14 protein-coding genes are annotated in these 17,665 nt (G+C 69.9%); 8 read left to right on the top strand and 6 right to left on the bottom strand.

Annotation, left to right across the window (positions count from 1 at the left end):
• Positions 1–47: 47 nt before the first annotated feature.
• Complete coding sequence (locus tag E4O86_RS12960; protein WP_161140967.1) at positions 48–2,402, bottom strand: amidase family protein; 2,355 nt, start codon at positions 2,400–2,402, stop codon at positions 48–50.
• Positions 2,403–2,740: 338 nt separating this feature from the next.
• On the opposite strand from E4O86_RS12960, the gene E4O86_RS12955 reads away from it, so the two are divergent.
• The 3 genes from E4O86_RS12955 (at position 2,741) to E4O86_RS12945 (ending at position 6,816) form a co-directional block, all read left to right on the top strand.
• Entirely contained in the window at positions 2,741–3,397 is a 657-nt protein-coding gene (locus tag E4O86_RS12955) for a cupin domain-containing protein (RefSeq protein WP_205520865.1), read from the top strand.
• Between the two features lie 446 nt (positions 3,398–3,843).
• Complete coding sequence (locus E4O86_RS12950) at positions 3,844–5,421, top strand: ABC transporter substrate-binding protein (protein WP_161140965.1); 1,578 nt, start codon at positions 3,844–3,846, stop codon at positions 5,419–5,421.
• A 135-nt stretch (positions 5,422–5,556) separates the two neighbouring features.
• Positions 5,557–6,816 (top strand): MFS transporter, encoded by a 1,260-nt coding sequence (locus E4O86_RS12945; protein ID WP_161140964.1) that lies wholly within the window; start codon positions 5,557–5,559, stop codon positions 6,814–6,816.
• A 77-nt stretch (positions 6,817–6,893) separates the two neighbouring features.
• Here E4O86_RS12945 and E4O86_RS12940 read toward each other — a convergent pair whose 3' ends face one another.
• From E4O86_RS12940 to E4O86_RS12920, 5 genes are all read right to left on the bottom strand, one after another.
• A complete protein-coding gene (locus tag E4O86_RS12940; protein ID WP_343039156.1) occupies positions 6,894–8,231 on the bottom strand; it encodes a UbiD family decarboxylase in 1,338 nt (445 codons plus the stop codon).
• Positions 8,228–9,247 carry an ABC transporter substrate-binding protein gene (locus E4O86_RS12935; protein WP_161140963.1) on the bottom strand — a complete coding sequence of 340 codons (1,020 nt, stop codon included), beginning with the start codon at positions 9,245–9,247 and terminating at the stop codon, positions 8,228–8,230. The genes E4O86_RS12940 and E4O86_RS12935 overlap by 4 nt, the downstream gene beginning before the upstream one ends.
• Before the next feature lie 46 nt (positions 9,248–9,293).
• The gene (locus E4O86_RS12930) at positions 9,294–10,103 is read right to left on the bottom strand and encodes an ABC transporter ATP-binding protein (RefSeq protein WP_425500126.1); all 810 of its coding nucleotides are present in this window, start codon (positions 10,101–10,103) and stop codon (positions 9,294–9,296) included.
• On the bottom strand, positions 10,100–10,999 hold the full coding sequence (locus E4O86_RS12925) for an ABC transporter permease (RefSeq protein ID WP_205520864.1): 900 nt from the start codon (positions 10,997–10,999) through the stop codon (positions 10,100–10,102). The genes E4O86_RS12930 and E4O86_RS12925 overlap by 4 nt, the downstream gene beginning before the upstream one ends.
• Positions 11,000–11,104: 105 nt before the next feature.
• Positions 11,105–12,136 (bottom strand): LacI family DNA-binding transcriptional regulator, encoded by a 1,032-nt coding sequence (locus tag E4O86_RS12920; RefSeq protein WP_161140962.1) that lies wholly within the window; start codon positions 12,134–12,136, stop codon positions 11,105–11,107.
• Positions 12,137–12,580: 444 nt separating this feature from the next.
• Between E4O86_RS12920 and E4O86_RS12915 the strand changes: the two genes are divergently transcribed.
• From E4O86_RS12915 to E4O86_RS12895, 5 genes are all read left to right on the top strand, one after another.
• Entirely contained in the window at positions 12,581–13,684 is a 1,104-nt protein-coding gene (locus tag E4O86_RS12915; RefSeq protein ID WP_161140961.1) for an ABC transporter substrate-binding protein, read from the top strand.
• 13 nt (positions 13,685–13,697) lie between these two features.
• Positions 13,698–14,582, top strand: a complete 885-nt coding sequence (locus E4O86_RS12910) for an ABC transporter permease subunit (protein ID WP_161140960.1) — start codon at positions 13,698–13,700, stop codon at positions 14,580–14,582.
• Positions 14,579–15,382, top strand: coding sequence for an ABC transporter permease (locus E4O86_RS12905; protein WP_161140959.1), 804 nt, complete (start codon positions 14,579–14,581; stop codon positions 15,380–15,382). Before E4O86_RS12910 ends, E4O86_RS12905 begins: the two co-directional genes overlap by 4 nt.
• Before the next feature lie 23 nt (positions 15,383–15,405).
• A complete protein-coding gene (locus E4O86_RS12900; RefSeq protein WP_161140958.1) occupies positions 15,406–16,863 on the top strand; it encodes an amidohydrolase family protein in 1,458 nt (485 codons plus the stop codon).
• A 35-nt stretch (positions 16,864–16,898) separates the two neighbouring features.
• Positions 16,899–17,665: ATP-binding cassette domain-containing protein (locus E4O86_RS12895; RefSeq protein WP_161140957.1), on the top strand; the 767-nt coding region annotated here is incomplete at its 3' end.

Genomic DNA, 17,665 nt, shown 5'->3' with positions numbered 1-17,665 from the left:
AGCGCGCAAGCCCATTGTTCCGTCCGCCGGGGGGCCGCCGGAGCGGATCATCGCCGCATCGGGATCGGCCCGAACGCAGGCGGCGGGACCCGCCGCTTCGAGGCGTTCTCGTAGGACGACGCGACCCGCAGGATGATGTCCTCCTTGCCGGGCTCGGCGCGGAACACGAAGGAGAACGGAAGGCCCGGCGCCGGCAGCTCGGTCGGCACGTCGGAGAGCGTCGGCACATAGGCCGTGCCCTCCGCGTTGAGCTTCAGCACCGGATCGTAGACCGTCCGCACGAAGCCGGCGGGGATCAGCACCTCCGTCAGCCCGCCATTCGGGCCGTAGAAGGATTCCTGGCGGAGGTTCTGGATCGTGCCGGGCTCGTTGGCGCCGCCGATCTTCGCCGGCGGCAGCGGCGTGTGGAGGCGCACGAAGGCGTCGAGCCTGTTCTCCAGGATGACCATCATGTCGGTGCGGCGGAGCAGCTCGCGCAGCATGATCCTCTCGTTCACGCCCTGCCGCCCGTCGAGCGGGTTGCGGGGATCGCTCGTCTCCTGCCAGTTCAGGAACGCCGCCCGCTGGTCGTCGCCCCAGAACTTGGAGCGCCGGTTGAGCTCCTCGAAGTTCACCAGCGTCTCGGTGACGCCCTTCGCCTTCCAGTCGCGCGCCCGCCGCGTCAGATATTGCGGCAGGTGGAAGCGGAACGAGGTCGCCAGCTCCTGCTGCTGGACCGTCGCGATGTCGAGGTTCGAGGGCGGCTCGATCACGCCGTCGGCCATGGCGACGAGATAGTCGATCGGCGTCATCGTGCCGGCGCCGAACGTCTTGCCGGGCATGAATTCGGTCGGCTGGATCGCGTCCGCGAATTCCTTGAAGAGGGGCGTGCCGTCGGCCTTCAGCCGGAACATCAGGTCCGGCATGAAGACCGGGACGAGCCGCGCGAGCGCCTTGCGGAAGTCGACCTTCATGACCTCGAGGTCGGGATCCGGCTGCCATTTCGGGTCGGTCGATTCGACGAGCGTCGCGCCGAGATGGTCCTTGAGGACGGCCTTCATCTCCGCGGCGGCGGCGGCCACGATCGGCTCGGCCGCCTTCGAGCCGGCGGCGAGCATCGATTCCCGCACCACGCCAAGCCGGACGCCCGCCAGCGCGCCGGGCTCGCCGCTGCCCTTGGCATGGCTGAGATAGGGCGTGGCGAGGACCGAGCTCCGCGGCACCGTGGTGAACGGATCGCGCGGATCGTAATAGCCGGCCTCCGGATCCTTCAGCGCGTCGAGGACCTTCGCCGCGTCGGCGATCTTGCGGGCATGGACGCCCGTGCGGTCGCAATAGATGTCGGCGCCGATCGCGCCGCCGTCGAAGCCGATCATCGCCTTGTGCGGCAGGATGAGCGCGATCGAATTGTGGTTGGAGGGGCCGCGGCAGGAGGCGCGCGTCTCCTCGCCGAGGCTGATCATGCAGAGATTGGCGCTGACGGAGACGCCGGAGCCCGAGCTCGAGCCGAGCGAGGCGGCGCGGGTGGTGTCGTAGGGGTTGGACGGATTGCCGGCCCAGCTGCTGCGCTGGTAGCCGAGCACGGACGGCAGCACCTTGTCGGGCTTGTGGCGGCCGCCCGGGTTGCCGGCGCGGCCGTTATATTCTGTGTTCACGGCCTTCGCGAAGATGATGCCGCCCTTCTTGCGGATCTGCGCGACGAGCACGTGGTCCTCGGCCGGGAAGTCCACGTCGTAGGCGGCGTCGCCGCCGCCGGTCGAGCGCATGTCCTTCGTGTCGAACGGATCCTTGAAGGAGAACACGACGCCGTAGAGCGGCAGCTTCTCCAGGTCCGGGTTGCAGCCGTATTCCGCATCGAGCGCGGCCGCCTGTTCGAGCGCATCGGGATAGCGGCGGAAGATCTCCGCGACCGCCGGCGCCCCGGGCGGCAGCGGACCGTCGTCGGGATGGCGGTCGAAATCGCCCCGGCAGGTGACGGAGCGCTCGCCGCGGATGTTCAGCGTCGCGAGCGCGTTCACCTGGCCGGCATCGGGCTTGCCGACGATCATGCCGTACTGCTGATGGACGCCCGGATCGGAGGCGGTCGCCTCCATGCGCCCGAACTCGAGCGGCGGGCCCTTGTACCTGTCGAGGTCCGGCAGGACGTCCGACGCCTTCACGGTCTCGGTCGGGAACTGGAGCGGCGCCGTCGCCCGTACCGCGCCCGCGACCTGCGGCACCGGCGCGCCGTCCTCGGTCACCAGCAGGCTGGCGCATCCGTTGAAGGCCCCGGCGCGGTCGATATAGTGCTGCACGATCTGCACGACGGTGATCTCGCCGGCCCTGATCGCGGCATGCATCTCGTCGATGGTCGCCTCTTCCAGCTGGAACGGCTGCCGGTAGGCGGTGACCTCGGTCGCGGGGACGGTCGCAATTTCGTTCATGATCTGCTCCTCGCGGCGCCGGGACGTTGCACGGGTTCCGCATTCGAAGCGGTCGTCGTGCGTCGCATCAGGCGCGCTCGGACCGGTCGATGGGTCCAGCGTGGCGGGCCGGCACAGGCTTGTCAAGCAGCTTGAGTAAAGATCAAGTCGCCGCTACATCTCGCGGGCCGACGTGCCGCCTGGCCCGGGCGGGCTTTGCGGCGAGCTTGTCAGGGCGGTGTGAAGGCTGCAACAAGGCGGGTGCGGTGCCCGTGCGGGGCAGAGCGTTCCGGAACGAAGAACAGCGGGAAATGCGATCGGCCGGTTCAGGCCGGCATCGCGAAGATCAGGGAAACGACGTGGTTCAAGCGCCAGGCACGAGGCGGGCGGCGGAGCTCGCCACAGAACAGCCTGCGGATCTCCCCGATTCCAGGCGGCGGGCGGAGCAGCCGGAATATCACATCGGCTCGAAGCTCAAGCATGCGCGTCTCGTCAGAGGCCACACGCTGAAGGAGCTGGCGGAGATCGTGGGCTGCTCGGAGAGCATGCTGTCGAAGCTCGAGAACGAGAAGCTGACCCCCTCGATCTCGTTCCTGCACCGGCTGGCGAGCGCGCTCGGCACCAGCATCGCGGAGCTCTTCGCCGAAGGCGACCAGGCCGCGAGCCCCGTCCACCATTTTCCGGCCGAACGCCGCGCGAGGATCGTCGAGGACCCTGAGCTCGGGCGTTCCGGCGCGTGGTTCGAGCGCATCATCCCGATCGCGAAGAGCGGGCTCCTGCAGGCCAACATCCTCAACATACCGCCCGGCGTCCGCAGCGACGGCATGGTGCAGCATGTCGGCGAGGAACTCGGATATCTGATCGAGGGCGAGCTGGATGTCGTCGTCGACGACAAGGCCTACACGATGCGGTCGGGCGACCTGCTCTTCTTCCCGTCCTCGCTGCCCCACGGATACGAGAATCGCGGCGAGCGCGTGGCCCGGATCCTCTGGGTGAACACGCCCCCGAGCCTCTGAGCCGCCGACCGCCGCGTCGCGCTCCGCGCCCCGGCGCGGTGGAGCGTTCCGCCGCCCAAGCGCCTGCCGATCCGTGCGGCCTCCTTCGGGCGAGGGGCCGCGCTGGGCGCCGGACCTTGATCTTAGATCAAGTAGCTTGACAACCCTGAGCCTCTCCGACAGCCTGCATTCCGGCAGAGCGGCCGGGCGGCATGCAGATGCGCGCCGGCCGGCTCCGCGGACGCCTGCAGCCGCGCGGGCCTGCCCGGCCGCCGGCCGGGCTCGACGACAATCCGGATTCCGCCCCGGCGGCGTTCGGCAATGCCGCGCAAGAGCGGCGTCCGGAGCCGTCCCGCGGGGCGCTCCGTTCCAATAAGGCGGCCGGTTTCGAGCCGCTGCTCCTGGGAGGAATCGTCGGCCGCACGAGACGGCAGCCCGGATTCTGGCTCTCCCGGAAAGGAGCTCCTATGAAGCCCATCAGGACCTTGATTGTGGCGGGCGCGCTCGCGCTCCTTGCCGCCGGCGCCCATGCCCAGACGCTGCGCATCGCGATGACGACCTCCGACGTGCCGACGACGGGCGGCATACCCGACAATGGCAGCGAGGGCGGCCGCTTCGCCGGCTATACGATCTACGACGCGCTGGTGAACTGGGACTTCACGAAGACGGATGCGCCTGCGGACCTCACCCCCGGGCTCGCCACCGAGTGGCACGTGGATCCGAACGACAGCAAGCGCTGGATCTTCACCCTGCGGCAGGGCGTGCACTTCCACGACGGGTCTCTCCTGACCGCCGACGACGTGATCTGGAACCTCGACCGGCACCTGAACAAGGACGCCCCGCAATACGATACGGCTTCCGCGTCCTACGCCACCTATACCTCGCAGATCGCCTCGTACGAGAAGATCAGCGACAGCCAGATCGCGCTGACGACCAAGGTGCCGTTCAGCATGCTGCCTTACCCGATCTCGCGCGTCTTCATCGTGAGTCCGCGCCAGTACGAGAAGGTCGGCCGCGACTGGATCGCCTTCCAGGCGCATCCGGCGGGCACCGGCCCGTTCAAGGTCGTGAGCGTGACCCGGCAGACCTCGATCGAGCTCGAGCGCAACGAGGACTACTGGGACAAGACCCGCATCCCCAAGCTCGAGAAGCTCATCCTGCTGCCGATCCCGGACGCGAATACCCGGGTCGCCGCGCTCCGCTCCGGCCAGGTCGACTGGATCGAGTTCCCGATGCCGGATTCCATCCCGTCCCTGCAGGCGGCCGGCTTTCAGATCGTGACGAAGCCCTACCTGCACATCTGGTCCTGGCGCTTCAACATGAAGGAGGAGGGGCCTCTCCAGGACGTCCGCGTGCGGCGCGCGCTCAACTACGCCATCGACCGGGAGGGCATGGTGGCGCTGCTGTCCGGCACCGCGGTCCCGGCGATCGGAATCTACCAGAAGGAGAACAAGTATTTCGGCAAGCCGACCCAGATCTACACCTACGATCCGGAGAAGGCGAAGGCGCTCCTGGCGGAAGCGGGCTACGGCCCGGACAAGAGGCCGCTCTCCTTCAAGGTGCTGCTGCCGACCGCGGGCTCCGGCAACATGGTGCCGCTGCCGATGGCCGAGTTCATCCAGCAGATGCTCGCCGAGGTCGGCGTGAAGGTCGAGTACGAGGTGGCGGACTGGGGCACGGTGCTCCAGGGCATGCGCACGCCGCCCGGCGCGGAGGGCGTGCCGCATCGCGACGCGATCAACCACGGCCAGCCCTTCGGCGATCCCACCAACCTCTATTCGAACGTCACCAGCATGGGCGGCACTTCCAACTGGGGGCGGTACAAGAACGAGAAGGTGGACAAGCTGATGGCCGAGGCCTTTGCGAGCTTCTCCCCGGAGGTGCAGGACGCCAAGATCGCCGAGGCGCACGCTTTGGTCGTCGACGATGCGCCGCGGCTCTTCATCGTCCACGACCTCAACCCGCGCGCGCTCGCCCCCAACGTGAAGGGCTTCGTGCAGGCGCAGAGCTGGTACCAGGACTTCACGCAGGTCACCGTGGAATAGCCACGGCGCCGAACGGCGCGCCGGCCTTCCTCCGACGGCCGGCGCGGCATTGCGAATACCCGCGCGCGCCTCTGCGGCAATGGCGCGGTTCCGGACCGGCCGGGCGGCCGGTCGCCTTCTGCGGGGACCCTCCGAATGCTCCGGCGCTTCTTTGATCAGGAACTCTGGAGCAACCGGGAGTTCCGGGCCTTCGTGACCGCGAATTCGATCGAGCGCTTCGCGGCCTCGGCCCTGACGGTCATGCTCGCATTCCACGTCTACGAGGCCCGGAAGCTCGCGCTCGACATCGCGCTCCTCGGGATCGTCCAGGTCATTCCCGCGCTCACGCTGTCGCTGCATGGCGGCGAGATCGCCGACCGGCGCAGCCGCCGCAGGCTGGTGCTCGGCACGATCGCGCTCCTCGGCCTCGTCTGCTGCGGGCTGATGCTGGTCGCGGCGACCGAGGCCTGGCTGGTGACGATGCTGCTCGCGGCCGGCTTCCTGTCGGCCACCGTCCGCGCCTACCAGACGCCGGCGGCGGTCGGCCTCGAGGCCCAGGTCCTGCCCGTGCGGCTGGTCCTGAAGGGCGTGCCGGTGATCTCGACGCTTGCGCGCGTCTCCGACATGCTCGGACCGGTCGCGATGGGCTTCGCCTGGGCCGCATGGGGCCCGGTCGCGACCTACGGCGTGCTCGCGGCGCTCTTCGCCACCGCCTGGGGCGTGTTCGCCTTCGGGATCTCGGAGAAGCCCGTCCCGGTTCATCCGCCCGGCGGCCCGGGCCCGCTCGGGCGCATCTACGAGGGCGTGCGCTACGTCTTCGCGAACGAGGTGCTGATCGGCTCGATGGCGCTCGACCTCTTCGCCGTCTTCTTCGGCGGCGCGGCGGCGCTGCTCCCGATCTTCGCCACGGACATCCTGAAGGTCGGTCCCTCCGGCTTCGGCCTGCTCCGGTCGGCGATCGCGGCCGGTGCGCTGACCGCGGCGGTGCTGGCGGTGCGCTTCATGCCGCGCACCAGCGCCGGGCTGGCGCTGCACCTGATCATCGCCGGCTTCGGCCTCTGCATGGTCGCGTTCGGCCTCTCGACCAACTTCTACCTGTCGCTCGCCGTGCTCTTCCTCGCGGGCGTCTGCGACGGGCTCAGCATGGTCATCCGGCACGCCATCCTGCGGCTCGCCTCGCCGGAGCACATGCGCGGCCGGATCGCGGCCGTGCGGATGGTCTTCGTCAGCTCGTCGAACGAGCTCGGCGCCGCCCAGATGGGTTTCACCGCCTCGCTCCTCGGGCCGACACGGGCGGTCGTCGCCGGCGGCCTGCTCACGATCGGCGTGGTCGTCGCCGTGGCCTGGCGCGCGCCAAAGCTGCGCCGGCTCGACCTCGGGACCTACGGCGTCAGGCAGGCGGTCCCCGCGGAATAGGAGATCGTCAGGGGGACGGCGGAGGGCCTGCCCGCGGGCGGCTGAGCGGACCGGCGGCGGCGCCGGCCGCCTGCGCCTCAGGCGAGATAATCGGCGAGCCGGATCGCCTCCGCGCCCGGCACGCGCTTGCGGACGAACTCGCTTTTCCGCCCGAACGGCGCCGTCGCGTCGATGGCGAGGCGGCCCCAATGGTCCTTCATGGGGTCGCGGTAGAAGCCGGGCAGGTCCTGGAGCACGAAGGCGCGGGAATCCGCGCGTCCCCGCGTGAGATAGGCCCACCAGACATCGTCGAAATTGCCGATGTCGACGTCCTCGTCGACCGCGAAGACCGTCTTGTTCCAGTCGTGGTTGGCCCCGACCGCCGTCATCAGCACCTGGCGGGCATGGCCTTCATAGGCCTGCTCCATCTTCACGACCGTGCTCATGGTGAAGGGGGTGCAGGCGACGTCGACGATGCCGCGGAGATTGGCGGCGAGGAGCGCCTGGTAGGTGCGGGTCGCGACCGCGAGCTCGAGCAGGCGCAGGTCCTCCGGGGAGCCGCAGAGAAGGGCATGGTAGAGGGCATCGGGGCGGGCGACGACCGCGCTCACCTCGAAGACGTGGTTGTCGCCGATCTCGACGTAATAGCCCATGAACTCGCCGAATGGTCCCTCGGGGCGGCGAATGCCGGGCAGGATGCGGCCCTCGATGACGATCTCGGTTTCGGCCGGCACGTCGAGCGCGACGGTCCGGCAGCGGCGCAGCGCGAGCGGAGCCCCGGCGATCTTGGCGGCGACCTCCATCTCGTCCTCGTCATAGGCGAGCGGGGCGGCCGCGGCGAGGACGAGCGGCGGCGGCGCCCCGAGCAGGATGGCGGCCTCGAGCGCCTCGCCCTGCGCCTCGGCGCCGGCCTGGTAGCGCGTCAGGTGATGCGAGCTGCCGAGCCGCACCCGCAGCTCGCGGTCGCCGACGACCTGACAGCGGTGGAAGGAGAGGTTCGGGATGCCGCTCTCCGGCTCCTTCGCCAGGAACACGCCGGCGGTGATGTAGGGCCCGCCGTCGCGCTCCGAATAGGTGATAGCGGGCAGGTCGGAGAGCCGGATCTCCTCGAGCCCGGCCGGCTCGCCCACCATCCGGGGCGGCGCGCCGGGCGCGCGCATCAGCTCGGCCCAGCGCCGGCAGAAGGAATCCTCCGCGCCGATCATGGCCATCATCCGGTCGCGGCTGCCGAAGAGGTTGGTGACGACCGGAAAGCGCGAGTTCCCGACCCTGCGGAAGAGGAGGGGGGCGTCGCTCTCCCGCTGCGAGGCCTGGGTGACGGCGGCGAGCTCGAAGCGTCCGGACACCGCGCGCTCGACGACCCGCACCCGCCCCTCCCGGAGCAGCCGGTCGACCGCGGCGCGCATGCCGGAAGCCGCGCCGGCTTCCGCGCTCACCCGCCGTGGACCTGGCTCGCCTTCGCCCTGACCTCGTCGGGGATCGTCACGCCGGCCGCCTTCGCCGCGTCGGCGTTGAGCTGGATCTCGAAGACTTCCGCCTCGACGGGCACGATGGTCCCCGGATCCTTGCCGAGGAGCACCGGGACGGCGACCTTCTTCGCCCAGTCGACGCCGTTCTGGTACTGGTCCTGCGCGAGCGCCGCGATGGCGCCGCGCTTCACCGCCTGCACGTCGAAAGAGAACCAGGGCAGCTTCGCCTCCTCGACCGTCTTCACGATCGCCTCGTAGGCGGAGGCGACGGTGTTGTCCTGCAGCGTTATGATCGCGTCGACCTTGCCGGCGAGCGACTGGACCGCCGTCAGCACCTCGGCGCTCGACGTGACCGGCGCCTCGAGCCAGGTCATGCCGCGCTTCTCGGCCTCGGCTTTGGCGAGCTTGTTGAGCGCCTCGGAATTCGATTCGCCCGAATTGTAGATCGTGCCGACCGTCTTCATGCCCGGCGCGATGGCGGTGAAGATGTCGAAGTTCCGGGCGACGGGGGGCACCGTGTAGAAGCCGGTGACGTTCGTGCCCGTCGGAGCGTCGGCGCTCTCCACCACGCCCGCCTGGACGGGGTTCGTCACGCAGCCGAACACGACGGGAATGCCCGAATCGCGCGCGGCGCGGATCGTGGCGAGCACGACGGGGGTCGTGCACGGGGCGAGGAGATCGACCTTCCCGGCGATGAAGCGCTCCGCGATGCTGCGGGCCGTGCCGACGTCGCCCTGGGCGTTCTGGTACTCGAAGGCGAGATTCCGGCCTTCCTCGAACCCGGCCTCCTTGAGCGCGTCGAGGAAGCCCTGCCGGGTGGCGTTGAGCGCCGGGTGGTCGACGATCTGCGAGAAGCCGATCGTGTAGGTCCTGCCCGGTTCCGGCGCGCCTTGGGCGGCAACGGGCGGCGCGGCGGCGGCCGCGCCGATCATCGCCAGAAGGGCCAGTGCGGCCGCGCGGGCGGCGGAAGGCATCCCTGTCATCGCTTGCATCCTCTCGTTCGAGCGCGAAGACCTGCCTTTATCGCGCTCACGCCGTCAAGAGCACGCGGTCCTCCACCATTTCGGCGTGGCTCACCGCATGGAACTTGTCGACCAGCATCTGCACCGTCAGCGCCGCCTTCTCCGCGCCGCCGACATCGAGCACGATGCGCCCGCCATGCATCATCAGGAGCCGGTTTCCCCAGCGTATGGCGTCCTGCATGTTGTGCGTGATCATCAGGGCGGTGAGCCGCCGCTCCGCGATCAGGCGGTCGGTGAGCCGCATCACCGTCTCCGCCGTCTTCGGATCGAGGGCGGCGAGATGCTCGTCGAGGAGCAGGAGGCGCGAGCCCGAGAGCGTCGCCATCAGCAGCGCGAGCGCCTGCCTTTGGCCGCCCGACAGCAGCCCGACCCGCGATGCCAGCCGGTCCTCGAGCCCCAGCCCGATCGGCGCCAGCGCATCGCGGAACCGCCGGCGCGCGTCGCCCCGGATGGCGAGGCGAAGGCCGCGCGGCCGGCCGCGGCGCTCCGCCATCGCGAGGTTCTCCTCGATCGTCATCCCGGCGCAGGTGCTCTCGTTCGGATCCTGGGCGATCCTGCCGATCGTGGCCGCACGCCGCCAGGGCGGCCGGCGGGTGATGTCGCGGCCCTCGAGGAGGATGCGCCCCTCGTCCGGGATCGCGAAGCCGGCGACCGCCTTGATCATGGTCGACTTGCCGGCGCCGTTGGAGCCGATCACGGTGACGAAGTCGCCGGCGGCGACGGCGAGATCGACGTCCCGGAGGGCGCGCACCTCGTTCGGCGTGCCGCGCAGGAAGGACTTGCTCACCCGCTCGAGCGCCAGCATGGCCGGGGTCACCGGAGGAGCCTCGGCCGGAAGCGCGGCACCGCGAGCGCCATCAGGAGGAGCGCGGCGGTGACGAGCCGCAGGTCGACGGGCTCGAGACCCACCCGGAGCGCGAGCGCCACCAGCAGGCGGTAGATCACCACGCCGACGACCGCCGCCACGACCCAGGTGAGGATTCCGCGATCGCCGAAGATCGCCTCGCCGATCAGCACGGCCGCCGCGCCCGTCACCAGGATGCCGATCCCCATGCCGATATCGGCGAAGCCGTGGTTCTGCGCGACGAGCGCGCCGGAGACCGCGATGAAGGCGTTGGAGAGCGCGAGCCCGACCATCTTCGTCCGGTCGGTGTCGACGCCGAGCGAGAGGATCATCGGCTCGTTCTGGCCCGTGGCGCGCACGGCGAGGCCGAGATCGGTCGAGAAGAACCAGACCAGGAGCGCGCCGGCCGCGACGAGCAGCACGAAGGCGACGAGGATGGTCGTGTAGACGTTCTCGCGCCAGCCGAGGCCGAACCCGTTCAGCCAGCCGACGGCCTCCCCGAAGACCGTCGGCTCCCGCAGGAGGGGAATGTTGGCGCGCCCCATGATCCGGAGGTTCACGGAATAGAGCGCGGTCATCACCACGATGCCCGCGACGATGTTGTTGATCTTCAGCTTGGTGTGGATGAGCGCGGTCACCATGCCGGCGCCGGCGCCGGCGAGCGCGGCCGACAGCGTGGCGGCGACCGGATGGACGCCGGAGACCAGCAGCGCGGCCGCCACCGCTCCGCCGAGCGGATAGCTGCCCTCGGCCGTCAGGTCCGGAAAGCGGAAGAACCGGAAGGTGATGAGGACGCCGAGGCCGAGAAATCCGAACAGGAAGCCCTGCTCCAGCATGTTGAGGCCGAGCGCCTGGAGTTGAGCGACCAAGAAGTTCGTTCCTGCGAGGTGGGCGGGCGGACGCTAGTGGCGGGCCCGGCACGGGTCAAGCCGTCAGTTTGTCCGCGGACTTCCCGGCCAGGTGCCTGGATTCGCTCAGGAACTCGCTCGCACCTCGATCCGTCCGTTAAGGATCAGATGGCGGTCCGAGGCGGCGCCTTCGATCCGGTCGAGCAGCATCTCGATCGCCTCGCGGCCGAGGCGGTTGGGGACGAGGTCGATCGCGGTGATCGGGATATGGGCGGTGCGCGTGAGGATGCCGTCATTGCCCGACACGATCTTCAGGTCCTGCGGGACCGAAATCCCGCGGGCGGCCGCCGCGAAGAGCGTCCCGACCGCGAAGCGGTCGATCGCCGCATAGATCGCGTCGGGCGGCTTCGGGGAGTCCAGCATGGCGAGCGCGGCATTGTAGCCGGCGGTGGAAGTCGGCGCCTCCTCCACCACGACCATCAGCGGCTCGCCGCCCTCCTGCGCGATCCAGTCGAGATAGGCGGCGCGCGTGGCGACGGTGTAGGCGTAGCTCGGCGCGGCAAGGATGAGGCCGATCCGCCGGGCGCCGCGCTCCTTCAGATGGCGGAAGGCCTGCAGCGCCAGCGTGCCGTGGTCGTTGTCGACCCACCAGGCCGGCTCGGGATCGCGCGCGGCGTCGCGCCCGATCGTGACATAGGGCAGCCCGTTCGCCTCGAAATGTCCGACCAGCGGATCGTTCGCGACGGGATCGATGACGATACCGCCGTCCACCGGCACGGTTTCCAGATCCTTGGGAGCGGTGCCGAAGGGAATGAGGAGCAGCATGTAGCCGCGCTTGAGCGACGCGGCGACGGCCCCGTGCCAGATCTGCATGAAGAAGTCCATGCTCGGGAGCACGCTCGAGAGGCCCTCGGGGACCGACGCGGCTATCGCCAGCACGCCGGACTTCCTGCGCCGCAGGTTGAGGGCATTGCGGTTGACGCGGTAGCCGATCTGGTCCGCGATCCGGATCACGCGAAGCCGGGTCTGCTCGTCGAGCCGGCCGGTGCCGTTCAGCGCGTAGGACACCGCAGTCGTCGAGACGTTCGCCGCGCGGGCGATGTCCTTGATACCCACCTTGCGCGGGTGTCCCGGAGCTTCCTTCGTGTCGCTCGCCATGATCACCTTCCGATCTGCACGGCGATTGTCCTATGCCGCCGCCGTCTTCTTGGCACGCACTTTGCTCCTCGAGCTCAGCCGTCCGGATGTTGCCACGGTCGGCGCGGCAGGTCCCCGTAGACATCCGTCGAAGGGAGCTTTATCGTTTAAGCAAAGGGAACCTGCGACTAAGAGGGGAAGCGTTGGGCCGGACCGGGGATCCGGGCCTTCCGTGCCATCCAGCCTATTCCTGTCCCGGGAACAGCCGCCGGCATTTCTCGGCATTTCTCGGCAGGACGTCGGCCGATCGCGGCCGCACTCGCGATTGGCATCGACGGGATCGCCCGTTCCGGCGAAACTGGCGGCGCGCCCGGGAGCAGCGTGGCCGCGTCAGGTCCGGCATGCCGGCGGGAAAATCCCTGAGGGAGGGAGCGCGACCGGGGTTCGCGAGAAGGGGAGATTTCGATGAGCGTTGATGAAGAGAAGCGGCTTGCCTTTCTTGACCGGATGAGCCGGCGCCGGTTCCTGGCCGGAGCCGGCGGGCTCGCGGGCGCCGCGCTTGCGGCGCCGCTCCTGCCGCGGCCGGCGCTGGCCGCCGAGCAGGTGCGCTTCTGCTCCTGGGGCGGCAGCCTGCAGGATCTGCAGCGGGAGCACGTGCTGGCACCGTTCCAGGCCGCGAGCGGCATCAAGGTGGTGGAGGATTCGCTGCCCTTCCCGAGCCGGATCAAGGCCATGGTGGACAGCGGAAATCTCGAGTTCGACGTGGTGGAGACGGATCTCCTCACCATCCTCTCGCTCGAGGAGATGGGCGAGTATTTCGAGCCGATCGACTATTCGGCGCTCTCGCCCGCAGCGCTTGCCGGAATTCCGGAAGGGCTGCGCCTGCCCAAGGCGATCGGCTATTTCTACTGGTCGTACAATATCGGCTACCGGACCGACAAATTCGGCGGCGCGAGCCCGCAGAGCTGGGCCGACGTCTGGGACACCGCCAAGTTTCCGGGCGGGCGCACGCTCTGCTCGGCCGATGACGGCCAGTACCCGAACCTCGAATTCGCGCTGCTTGCCGACGGCGTCGCCAAGGACGCGCTCTATCCGATCGACGTCGACCGCGCCTTCGCCTCGCTCGACCGGATCAAGCCGAGCGTCCGCAAGTGGTGGAGCTCGGGGAGCGAGGTCGTGCAGCTCTTCACCTCCGGCGAGGTGACGGCGGGCTCGACCTATTCGGGCCGCCTGATGACGGCGAAGGCGGAGGGCGCGCCGGTCGACCTCTCCTGGAACGACGGACAGGCCTCGCTCGACTACCTGATGATCGTGAAGGGGGCCGATATGGGCCCGGCCATGAAGCTCATCGACGCCCTGCTGCAGGTGCAGCCCTCGATCGCGATCTTCAACGAATATGCCGGCGGCCCGGCAAATGCCGAGGTGCTCGCGGGGCTGAAGCCCGGCCGCGCAGCCGAGCTGCCGAGCTATCCGGACAACCTCGCCAGGATGTACGTGCAGGATTCCAAGTGGTGGGCCGACAATCTCGGCACGATCGTGGAGAAATTCCACGAATGGTCCGTGCTCTGAGCATAGCGGGGCCGTGACGCCCGCCGCCGGCATGTCCGAACGCCGGGAGCGCAGAGATGCCCGCGCCGGCGCGCGGCGGGACTGGTTCCCGCTCGCGCTCGGCGTGCCGGCGGCGCTCGCTTTGGCGCTGTTCTTCGTCGTGCCCGTCGGCGGGATGGTGGCGGTCTCCTTCACCGGGGCGGAGCCGCTGTCGTCCTATGCGCGCTTCTTCGCCTCCGCGGCGGCCACCACGATCCTGCGCAACACCGTCCTCGTCGCCGCCGCCGTCACCGTGACGACGGCGCTGATCGCGGTGCCGTTCTGCCTCGCCGTCCGCGCGCTGCCGCCGCTCGCCGGCCGGATCGCGCTCCTCGCGGTCGTCACGCCGCTCTGGATCAGCTCGCTCGTGCGGACTTATTCCTGGTTCTATCTCCTCAGCCGCGAGGGCGTCGTGAACGCCGCTCTGACGGGAACCGGCATCGTCTCGGAGCCGCTGCAGCTCCTCTTCAACTGGGGCGCGGTCGGCGTCGGCATGGTGCACGTCCTGCTGCCCTACATGATCCTCCCGGTCGCGAACGCGGTCGCGGCGATCGAACCGGAACTGCTGAGGGCGGGCCGCTCGCTCGGTGCGGGGCCGCTGCGGCTCTTCGCGACGGTGATCCTGCCGCTGATCGCCCGCGGCCTCGCGACCGGCGGCCTCATCGTGTTCGTCCTCGCGGTCGGCTTCTACATCACGCCCATCATGCTCGGCGGGCGCGGCAACGTGATGCTCGCCGTCTATGTGGACATGCTGGTGAACGTCGCCCTCAACTGGCCGAACGCCGCCGCCGCCGCGGTGATCCTGGTCGGGATCGTCGCCGCGCTGCTCGCCGCGGCCGCCGCTTTGTCCCGCCTGCGCTTCGCGCGGCCCGCGCGATGAGCCGCCGGCCGGCCAACCTCCGCATCGCGCTCGCCTGGGCCGTCGTGATCCTGGTCGGGCTCTTCGTCCTCGTGCCGCTCGCGATCATGGTGCTGATGTCGTTCTCGACGAGCGAGTTCATCCGCTTTCCGCCGCCCGGCTATTCGCTTCGCTGGTTCTCGAACTTCTTCGCGCGGGCGGACTGGACCGAGGCGGCGCTCCGCAGCATCCGGATCGGCGCGATCGTGACGGCCGCGGCCGTCGGGCTCGGCGTCCCGGCCGCGCTCGCGCTCGCCGCGATGTCGCGCCGTGCCGCCAACGCGCTCGCCGCGGCGCTGACGCTGCCGATCCTGATGCCGCCGGTCGTGGTGGCGCTCGCGATGTATATGAGCTTCACCCGCTACGGCATCGCCGGAAGCGAGCTCGCCATCGTGCTCGGCCATCTCTGCCTGGCGCTCCCGTTCGTGGTGCTGACCACGCTCGCCGCGCTGCGCGGCCTCGACCCGGACCTTGTCCGCGCGGCCCGCGCGTCCGGGGCCGGCCGCATCCGGGTCCTGCGCACGGTGACGCTGCCGCTCGCGGCGCCCGGCATCTTCTCCGGCGCGGTCCTCGCCTTCCTGACCTCGTTCGACGAGCTCCTGATCGCGCTCTTCGTCGGCAGTTCCACGACGCGGACTCTGCCGCGCCGCATGTGGGAGGGAATTCGCTCCGAATTCGACCCGACGGTGGCGGCCGCCTCCACGGTCCTGGTCGCGGGCACGCTGGTGCTCGGCATCCTCGTCCTCGTTCTCAGGCATGCCCGCGCCTCGCGGACCGCCTGAGCCATTCACAGGAGAACGCCTTCATGTCCGGTTCGACCATCTACCGTGCCCGATGGGTGCTCGGCTTCCATTCCGGCGAGCACCGTCTGATCGAGGACGGCGAGGTCGGCATCGAAGGGAACACGGTCGCCTATGTCGGCCCGCGCCGGGACGGAACGCCCGACGGCGCCGCGCTCCGGAGCTTTCCCGACGGCTTCCTGCTGCCCGGCTTCATCTCCTCGCACGCCCATCTCTGCAGCCATGTCGGCGACCGGATGATGGCCGATTGCGGCCGGCTCGACCTCTTCTCCTGCGGGTTCCTGAACTACCTGCCGGCCGGGCGGGACGGCGCCTCCTTCCTCGCGCCGGAGGATCCCGTGGCGGGGATCCGCTACGCCATCGGGGAGCTCCTGAAGAGCGGCGTCACCACCGTTGTCGAGATGGGCGGCGAGGTCGGCGGCAACACCGAGCGGATGGTCGAGATCGCCGGTGAGATGGGCATCCGCGGCTATATCGCGCCGGGCTACGCCTCCGCGCACTACCGGTTCACGGAGACCGGCCGGCTCGCCTATGACTGGCTCGAGGACGACGGCGAGCGGCAGTTCGAGACCGCCTGCGAGGCGGCGCTGCGCAACAACGGCCGCTACAACGACCGCATCCGCGGCATCCTGGTGCCGGTCGAGGCGGTCCTCACCTCGCGGGCCCTGCTGCGGCGGACGCGCGAGGCGGCGAGCCGGCTCGGGCTGCCGGTCACGCTCCATGTCGCCGAGACGATCTGGGAGTTCCACGAGACGGTGCGGCGGGAGGGCACGACGCCGATCGGCTATCTCGCCGAGGAGGGGCTGCTCGGTCCCGACGTCATCCTCGGCCACTGCCTATTCTACGGCGGCCATTCGCTGACCGGGTTCCCGCTCGTCGACGACCTGGAGAAGGTGGCCGCGGCGGGCGCCCATGTCTCGCACTCGCCCTTCGTGTTCGCGCGGCGCGGCATCCTGTTCGAGAGCTTCCGCACCTATGCGAGGCTCGGCATCAACATCACGCTCGGAACGGACAGCTATCCGCAGGACATGTTCAACGAGATGAAGTTCGCCTCGATGCTCGGCAAGGTCCATTCGCACGACTTCCGGGCGGCGCCGGCCCGCGACGTCTTCAACGCCGCGACCGTGAACGGCGCGAAGGCGCTCGGGCGCGCGGATCTCGGCCGGCTCGCCGCCGGCGCCAAGGCCGACCTTCTGGTCGTCGACATGGGCGACTACGCCTTCGGGCCCATGCTCGACCCGGTGAAGGCGCTCGTCCATATCGGCAGTGCCGCCCACGTGAAGCACGTCATGGTGGACGGCGAGGTGCGCGTCGAGGACGGCCGGCTCACCATGGCGGACGAGGGCGACCTGCTCGCCGCGGTGCGCCGCGGCGCCCACGCCGTCTATAGCCGCTTCCCCGAATACGATTTCGCCGGCCGCGCCATCGGCGAGGCGGCGCCGCCGGCCTTCGCCCGATGGTGAGCGCCGGCCGCGGGGCGCGGCTCGAGATCCGGGGCGTGAGCAAGCGCTTCGGCACGCATGCCGCGCTCCGCGATGTCGATCTCGAGGTCCCCGCCGGCGCCTTCGCGGCGCTTCTCGGCCCCTCCGGCTGCGGCAAGACCACCATGCTCATGATCATCGCCGGCTTCGAGGCGCCGGACGGGGGCCGCGTCCTCCTCGGCGGCGAAGACATCACGGACCGGCCCGCCGAGCGCCGCGGCATGGGCATCGTGTTCCAGAACTACGCCCTCTTCCCGCATATGAGCGCGGCGGAGAACATCGCCTATCCGCTGCGGGCCCGCCGCATGGCGCGCAGGGAGATCGCCGGGCGCGTGCGCCGCGTCGCGGAGATGCTCGAGATCGGCGATCTCCTCGCGCGGGCGCCGCGGCAGCTCAGCGGCGGACAGCGGCAGCGCGTGGCGATCGCGCGCGCGATCGTGTTCGAGCCGCAGCTCCTGCTCATGGACGAGCCCCTCTCGGCGCTCGACCGGAACCTCCGCGAGCGTATGAAGGACGAGATCAGGCGGCTCCATGCCCGGATCGGCGTCACGACGGTGATGGTCACCCACGACCAGGACGAGGCCATGGAGATGGCCGATACGGTCGCCGTGATGGAGCACGGGCGCGTCGCGGAGGTCGGCAGCCCGCGCCGGCTCTACGAGCGGCCGGAAAGCGTCGCGGTCGCCCGCTTCTTCGGCCGCTCCAACCTCCTCCGGGTCGAGCCGACGCCCGCCGGGCCGGCGCTTGCGGGCCGCCCGCTGCCGCCGGGGCTCGCGGCCGGCCG

The sequence above is a fragment of the Propylenella binzhouense genome, assembly GCF_009866965.1.
In the GTDB taxonomy this organism is placed as follows: domain Bacteria; phylum Pseudomonadota; class Alphaproteobacteria; order Rhizobiales; family Afifellaceae; genus Propylenella; species Propylenella binzhouense.
This window is presented reverse-complemented; position numbering and strand designations above follow the sequence as displayed.

Excerpts from the sequence above, each read along its gene's own strand:
- E4O86_RS12915 (WP_161140961.1), top strand. The coding sequence starts at position 12,581 with ATGAGCGTTGATGAAGAGAAGCGGCTTGCCTTTCTTGACCGGATGAGC.
- E4O86_RS12945 (WP_161140964.1), top strand. The coding sequence starts at position 5,557 with ATGCTCCGGCGCTTCTTTGATCAGGAACTCTGGAGCAACCGGGAGTTC.
- E4O86_RS12960 (WP_161140967.1), bottom strand. The coding sequence starts at position 2,402 with ATGAACGAAATTGCGACCGTCCCCGCGACCGAGGTCACCGCCTACCGG.
- E4O86_RS12905 (WP_161140959.1), top strand. The coding sequence starts at position 14,579 with ATGAGCCGCCGGCCGGCCAACCTCCGCATCGCGCTCGCCTGGGCCGTC.
- E4O86_RS12950 (WP_161140965.1), top strand. The coding sequence starts at position 3,844 with ATGAAGCCCATCAGGACCTTGATTGTGGCGGGCGCGCTCGCGCTCCTT.
- E4O86_RS12935 (WP_161140963.1), bottom strand. The coding sequence starts at position 9,247 with ATGACAGGGATGCCTTCCGCCGCCCGCGCGGCCGCACTGGCCCTTCTG.
- E4O86_RS12900 (WP_161140958.1), top strand. The coding sequence starts at position 15,406 with ATGTCCGGTTCGACCATCTACCGTGCCCGATGGGTGCTCGGCTTCCAT.
- E4O86_RS12920 (WP_161140962.1), bottom strand. The coding sequence starts at position 12,136 with ATGGCGAGCGACACGAAGGAAGCTCCGGGACACCCGCGCAAGGTGGGT.